The organism is Tessaracoccus lapidicaptus, assembly GCF_001693815.1.
Classification (GTDB): Bacteria; Actinomycetota; Actinomycetes; order Propionibacteriales; family Propionibacteriaceae; genus Arachnia; species Arachnia lapidicapta.
Genome location: NZ_MBQD01000003.1, coordinates 97,908 through 104,395, shown reverse-complemented (window position 1 = coordinate 104,395; position 6,488 = coordinate 97,908). Strand labels below are relative to the sequence as shown.

5 protein-coding genes are annotated in these 6,488 nt (G+C 70.9%); 4 read left to right on the top strand and 1 reads right to left on the bottom strand.

Features of this window, described 5'->3' with window-relative positions; all coding sequences use genetic code 11:
- Positions 1–103: 103 nt before the first annotated feature.
- The 3 genes from BCR15_RS01710 (at position 104) to BCR15_RS01700 (ending at position 3,247) form a co-directional block, all read left to right on the top strand.
- Positions 104–733, top strand: coding sequence for a VldE C-terminal domain-containing protein (locus BCR15_RS01710; protein ID WP_083196559.1), 630 nt, complete (start codon positions 104–106; stop codon positions 731–733).
- Between the two features lie 21 nt (positions 734–754).
- Entirely contained in the window at positions 755–2,428 is a 1,674-nt protein-coding gene (pgi, locus tag BCR15_RS01705) for a glucose-6-phosphate isomerase (protein ID WP_068749799.1), read from the top strand.
- 87 nt (positions 2,429–2,515) lie between these two features.
- Entirely contained in the window at positions 2,516–3,247 is a 732-nt protein-coding gene (locus tag BCR15_RS01700) for an L-ribulose-5-phosphate 4-epimerase (RefSeq protein ID WP_068749797.1), read from the top strand.
- Between the two features lie 94 nt (positions 3,248–3,341).
- Here the strand turns inward: BCR15_RS01700 and BCR15_RS01695 are convergent, their stop codons facing one another.
- A complete protein-coding gene (locus tag BCR15_RS01695; RefSeq protein WP_068749795.1) occupies positions 3,342–4,685 on the bottom strand; it encodes a UDP-glucose dehydrogenase family protein in 1,344 nt (447 codons plus the stop codon).
- 139 nt (positions 4,686–4,824) lie between these two features.
- Here BCR15_RS01695 and BCR15_RS01690 point away from each other — a divergent pair, with 139 nt between their 5' ends.
- Positions 4,825–6,414 carry a xylulokinase gene (locus BCR15_RS01690; RefSeq protein WP_256094426.1) on the top strand — a complete coding sequence of 530 codons (1,590 nt, stop codon included), beginning with the start codon at positions 4,825–4,827 and terminating at the stop codon, positions 6,412–6,414.
- The last annotated feature ends 74 nt before the right edge of the window (positions 6,415–6,488 follow it).

Genomic DNA, 6,488 nt, shown 5'->3' with positions numbered 1-6,488 from the left:
GGGCGCGGCCAAGGGCCCCCCCCCCCCCGCCGCGCCCCCGCCCCCGCCGCCCCCCCCCACCCCGACGCCCACGCCGACGACCGAGCCGGTCGACTACACCGCCGTGGCGGAGAGAGCCGGAACGAGGTATGCCACCGCGGCCGTGAACGTCCGCACCGGACCGGGGACCGGCTACGACGCGCGCACGACGATCGCCGCGGGCGCCGACGTGGCCATCACCGCCTGGGCGGTCGAGGGCTGGCGCCAGGTCGTGCTGAGCGACCGGGCCGGATGGATCAAGGAGAGCTTCCTCAGCACCGAGAAGCCGGCGGCGCCGGCGCCGACCACGGCCAGCCGGAGCGAGTCCGGGTCCGGGGGCGGCGGCTCGGGCTTCTCCAGCGAGCCCTGCGCGGACGCGGCCGGCATCGAGTCCGGCCTCACGACGCGGACCCGTGCCGTCCTGCGCGCGGTCTGTGCCGAGTTCCCCAAGGTGGACAGCTACGGCGGCTACCGCAGCGACGGCGGCTCGTACCACAGCACGGGACAGGCCATCGACGTGATGGTGTCCGGCGAGTACGGCTGGCAGATCGCCCGCTGGGCGCGCGCAAACGCGTCCGCGCTCGGCGTCATCGAGGTCATCTATTCGCAGCAGATCTGGACGGCGCAGCGCGCGGGTGACGGTTGGCGAGGCATGGAGGACCGCGGCAGCGTCACCGCCAACCACTATGACCACGTGCACATCAGCGTGCGGTGACCCCTGCCCTAGGCTGGGGCCATGATCACTCCGGTTGACGCCACCACCACCGAAGCCTGGGCGGACCTGAAGGTCCTCAAGGACGCCCTCGTCCCCGATCTCCGCGGCTGGTTCGAGGCGGACCCGCACCGCGCAGAGGAGCTCACCTTCGACCTCGCCGACCTGCGGGTCGACCTGTCGAAGAACCTCATCAACGAGGACATCGTCGCCGCCCTGGTCCGGCTGGCCGAGCAGGTCGACGTCGCCGGCCGCCGCGACGCCATGTTCGCCGGCGAGCGCATCAACGTCACGGAGAACCGCTCCGTCCTGCACACCGCCCTGCGGCTCCCGCGCGACGCCGAACTCACCGTCGACGGGCAGGACGTCGTCGCCGACGTGCACGAGGTGCTGGACCGCATGTACGCCTTCGCGGACCAGGTACGTTCCGGCGAGTGGACCGGGGTCACCGGCAAGCGGATCGAGACGGTCGTCAACATCGGCATCGGCGGCTCCGACCTCGGGCCGGTCATGGTCTACGAGGCGCTGCTGCCGTACAAGCAGGACGGCCTCGAGTGCCGCTTCATCTCCAACATCGATCCGGCCGACTGCGCCGAGAAGGTCGCGGACCTGGACCCCGAGACGACGCTGTTCATCGTCGCGTCGAAGACCTTCACCACGCTCGAGACCCTCACCAACGCCCGCATGGCCCGCGACTGGTTCCTGACGCGCCTCGCGGAGGCCGGCGTCGTCGACGACACCGACGAGTCCCGCCGCGCAGCGATCGCCAAGCACTTCGTCGCCGTGTCGACGGCGCTGGACAAGGTCGCCGATTTCGGCATCGACCCGGCCAACGCCTTCGGGTTCTGGGACTGGGTCGGCGGGCGCTACTCGGTCGATTCGGCGGTGGGACTGCCGGTCGCCATCGCGATCGGCCCGGACGGCTTCCGTGACTTCCTCGCCGGCTTCCACGCCGTCGACACGCACTTCCGCACCGAGACTCCCGAGCGCAACGTGCCGCTCCTCATGGGGCTGATCAACGTGTGGTACGTCAACTTCTACGGCGCCCACAGCCACGCCGTGCTGCCGTACGCGCAGTATCTGCACCGCTTCGCGGCCTACCTGCAGCAGCTCACCATGGAGTCCAACGGCAAGTCGGTGCGCTGGGACGGCACGCCGGTGACCTCGGACACGGGGGAGATCTTCTGGGGCGAGCCCGGCACCAACGGCCAGCACGCCTTCTACCAGCTGATCCACCAGGGCACGCGCCTGATCCCCGCGGACTTCATCGCGGTCGCGAACCCCGCGCACCCGACGCTCGACGGCGACACCGACGTGCACGGGCTGTTCCTCGCCAACTTCTTCGCGCAGACCGCGGCGCTCGCCTTCGGCAAGACGGCCGACGAGGTGCGCGCCGAGGGGACGCCCGAGGAGATCGTCCCGGCCCGGGTGTTCGCGGGCAACAAGCCCACGACGTCGATCATGGCGCCCGCGCTGACGCCGTCGGTGGTCGGGCAGCTCATCGCCTTGTACGAGCACATCACCTTCGTGCAGGGCATCGTGTGGGGTATCGACTCGTTCGACCAGTGGGGCGTCGAGCTGGGCAAGAAGCTGGCCCTCGACATCGCCCCGGCGGTGTTCGGCGACGCCGCCGCCCTGTCGCGGCAGGACCCGTCGACCCAGGCACTGGTGCGCTGGTACCGCGACAACCGCGTCTGACGCGTCGCGCCCGTGGCGCCGGACCCCGGTGCCGCGGGCAGCGCCGGCCGCTTAGGATCTGATCAGGTTTACAACGTTGGAGGAACCGTGACGCTCACCCTCACCGATCTGCCCGCCGATCTCCAGGACGAGGTCGCCCGGACCCGGGACCTGGTCTCGCGTCTGCATGCCGAGCTGCCCCGCTGGGAGCTCGTGGTGTGGACGGCCGGCAACGTGTCGCAGCGGATCCGCTGCGCCGACGCCATCGGCCAGGACCTGTTCGTCATCAAGCCGTCCGGCGTCTCCTACGACGACCTGGCCCCGGAGAAGATGGTGGTGTGCACGCTCGACGGCGTGAAGATCGACGACGGCACCCCCGCCACCCTGCAGCCCTCCAGCGACACCGCCGCCCACGCCTACGTGTACCGCAACATGGACCACATCGGCGGCGTCGTGCACACCCACTCGACCTACGCCACCGCCTGGGCCGCCCGCGGCGAGGCCATCCCCTGCGTGCTCACCATGATGGGCGACGAGTTCGGCGGCGAGATCCCGGTCGGGCCGTTCGCGCTCATCGGCGACGACTCGATCGGCCAGGGCATCGTCGAGACCCTCAAGGACTCGCGCAGCCGCGCCGTGCTGATGCAGAACCACGGGCCGTTCACCATCGGCAAGGACGCCCGCGACGCCGTCAAGGCCGCGGTGATGTGCGAGGAGGTCGCGCGGACGATCCACATCGCGCGTCAGCTGGGCGAGGTCATCCCGATCCCGCAGGACAAGATCGACTCGCTGTTCGACCGCTACCAGAACGTCTACGGCCAGCCCACCCCCGCTGGCTGAGGTGCCGCGGAGCGGCCTCGAAGCCTAAGAAACGCGGGCTGACGAGGGGACCGCTTCCAGGACCGTTCGGGCACCCAGCCCACGCTCGGGGCGTTCACCAGACGGAGACGCCCCGGCCCATCCCGAAGTAGCGCCAGCCGGCGTTGCTCCAGCGTCGGGGATCCAGGACGTTGCGCCCGTCGACGACGTTGGGGGTGGCCGGCAGCGCCACGAGGGCGGCCGGGTCCAGCTCCACGAACTCCTTCCACTGCGTCAGCACCATGACGACGTGGGCGTCGCGGATCGCGTCCTCGATCGAGTCGTGGACGTTGAGTTCGGGCTGTCGCCGGCGTAGCAGGTCACCCGCGGCGGGGTCGACGACCGCCAGCTCCGCGCCCCGCGACCACAGGCGGCCCGCGATGTCGAGCGCCGGGGAGTCGCGCAGGTCGTCGGTGTCCGGCTTGAAGGTGATGCCCAGGACGGCGACCTTCCTGCCGGCCAGCCGGCCGCCGACCGCCTCCTCGGCGAGGGTGACGGCGTGGTCGCGGCGCCGCAGGTTGATGGCGTCCACCTCGCGCAGGAACGTGAGGGCCTCATCGACGCCCAGTTCGCCCGCCCGGGCCATGAAGGCGCGGATGTCCTTGGGCAGGCATCCGCCGCCGAAGCCGATGCCGGCCTGGAGGAACTTGCTTCCGATGCGGTCGTCGTAGCCGATGGCCTCGGCCAGCCGAGTCACGTCGCCGCCCGTGGCGTCGCACAGCTCCGCCATGGCGTTGATGAAGGAGATCTTGGTGGCGAGGAACGAGTTCGCGGCCACCTTCACCAGCTCCGCCGTCGGGTAGTTGGCCACCACCAGGGGGGTCCCGGTGGCGAGGGGCCGCGCGTAGCACTCGTCGAGGATCTCCTTCGCCACGGCGCCGCGCTCCAGGTCCTCCGGCAGCCCGTAGACCAGCCGGTCCGGGTGCAGAGTGTCGGCGACGGCGTAGCCCTCGCGCAGGAACTCCGGGTTCCAGGCCAGCATCAGGTTCTTCCCCGACGACGCCAGAGCCTCGGCGATCTCCTCCGCCGTCCCGACGGGTACCGTCGACTTGCCCGCCACCAGCACCGGCCGGCCCTCGGCCGGGGGTGCCGCGTGCTCGACGATCGTGGCGACCGCCTGGCGCACGTAGGTCATGTCGGCGCCCAGCCGGCCCTGCAGCTGCGGGGTCCCGACGCCGATGAAGTGGATCTCCGCGTCGCGGATCTCCGTCGGGTCCGTCGTGAAGCGCAGGCGTCTGGTTCCCACGTGGCGCGCGAGGAGTTCCGGGAAGCCCGGCTCGTGGAAGGACGGCCGCCCCTGCGCCAGGAGGGCGACCTTGGTTTCATCGACGTCCAGGCCGACGACGTCGTGGCCGAGCTCCGCCATGCAGGCCGCGTGTACCGCGCCCAGGTAGCCGCATCCAATCACCGAAATCCGCATGGCCGTCAGCGTAGTGGCCCGCGGGTCGAGGTCCCTATCCGGCGGCACGGGACGATTGGTCACCCCGCTCTGGTCAACGAGGCTCCGGCGCGGGATGATGGGACCGCGTACAACAACGGAGGTTTACATCGTGGAAAACGTGACCGCAGCGCGCGACACCATCGTGGGTGGCAACACGTCGCTCGGCATCGAGCTCGGCTCGACCCGCATCAAGGCCGTCCTCATCGGACCCGACCACCAGCCCCTCGCGACGGGAGGACATGAGTGGAAGTCGAAGCTTGAGAACGGGGTGTGGACCTACGACATCGACGCCGTCTGGTCCGGCCTCCAGGCCGCCTACGCGGACCTCGCGTCCGCCGTCGAGTCCGCGTACGGCGTCCAGCTCGAGACGGTCGGCGCCATGGGCTTCTCCGCCATGATGCACGGCTACATGGCGTTCGACGCCGCAGGCGAGCTGCTCGTGCCCTTCCGGACGTGGCAGAACACCATCACGGGGGAGTCGGCGCACGCGTTGACGAAGCTGTTCCAGTACAACATCCCGCAGCGGTGGAGCATCGCGCACCTGTACCAGGCCGTGCTGAACGGGGAGGCGCACGTCGGGAAGATCGACTACCTGACGACGCTCGCCGGCTACGTGCACTGGCGCCTGACCGGCGAACGGGTCCTCGGCGTGGGCGACGCCAGCGGCATGTTCCCGATCGACACCGCCACGGGGCAGTTCGACGCCGGCATGCTCGCGCAGTTCGACTCGCTGGTGGCCGACCACCGCTACCCGTGGAAGCTCCGCGACATCCTGCCCGCGGTGCTGCCGGCAGGCCGGGAGGCCGGACGGCTCACCGAGGAGGGCGCCCGGCTGCTCGATCCGTCGGGGAAGCTCCGCGCCGGCGTGCCCGTGGCCCCCGCCGAGGGCGACGCCGGGACCGGCATGGTGGCGACGAACTCCGTCGCGCGGCGCACAGCCAACGTGTCGGCCGGGACCAGCATCTTCGCGATGGTGGTCCTCGAGGGACCGCTGAAGCAGCTCCACGAGGAGATCGACCTCGTCACGACGCCCGCCGGCGACCTCGTCGGCATGGCGCACTGCAACAACGGCGCCGTCGACCTGCAGGCGTGGGTCGGGCTCTTCGGCGAGGCCGCGGCCGCGCTCGGCGCGCAGGTGGACACCACCGCACTGTTCCAGACCCTGTACACCGCAGCCCTCGAGGGCGACGCCGACGGCGGCGGCATGCTCGCCTACAACTACCTGGCCGGCGAGCACGTCGTCGGGTTGGAGGCGGGGCGGCCGCTGTTCGTGCGGACGCCGCACAGCTCGTTCACGCTGGCCAACTTCATGCGCACGCACCTGTTCGCGGCGCTGGGCGCGCTGCGCGTCGGCATGGACATCCTGCTCAAGGACGAGGGCGTCGAGCTCGACTCGATGTTCGCCCACGGCGGGCTGTTCAAGACCAAGGGGGTCGCCCAGCGGTTCCTGGCGGCGGCGATGAACACGCCAGTGTCGGTCGGGGAGGTCGCCGGCGAGGGAGGCGCCTGGGGCATGGCCCTGCTGGCGTCGTTCCTGCGCGCCGACGGGGAGTCGCTGGCCGACTGGCTGGCGTCGTCGGTCTTCGGTGGGGCGGCGATCGAGACGGCTGAGCCGGAGGCGGCCGACGTCGAGGGCTTCGACCGGTTCATGGAGCGGTACCGGGACGGGCTCGCTATCGAGCGCGCCGCCGTCGACACGCTGCACTGAACCGGACAGGCTCGTCGCGCCTGGGCCCCTGCGCCCGGGGCGCGATGAGCCTGATTCGTGTCTCACCCCCGCAG

Bases quoted from the DNA above. Each gene is read 5' to 3' on its own strand.
- pgi (WP_068749799.1), top strand. From the start codon at position 755: ATGATCACTCCGGTTGACGCCACCACCACCGAAGCCTGGGCGGACCTG.
- BCR15_RS01695 (WP_068749795.1), bottom strand. From the start codon at position 4,685: ATGCGGATTTCGGTGATTGGATGCGGCTACCTGGGCGCGGTACACGCG.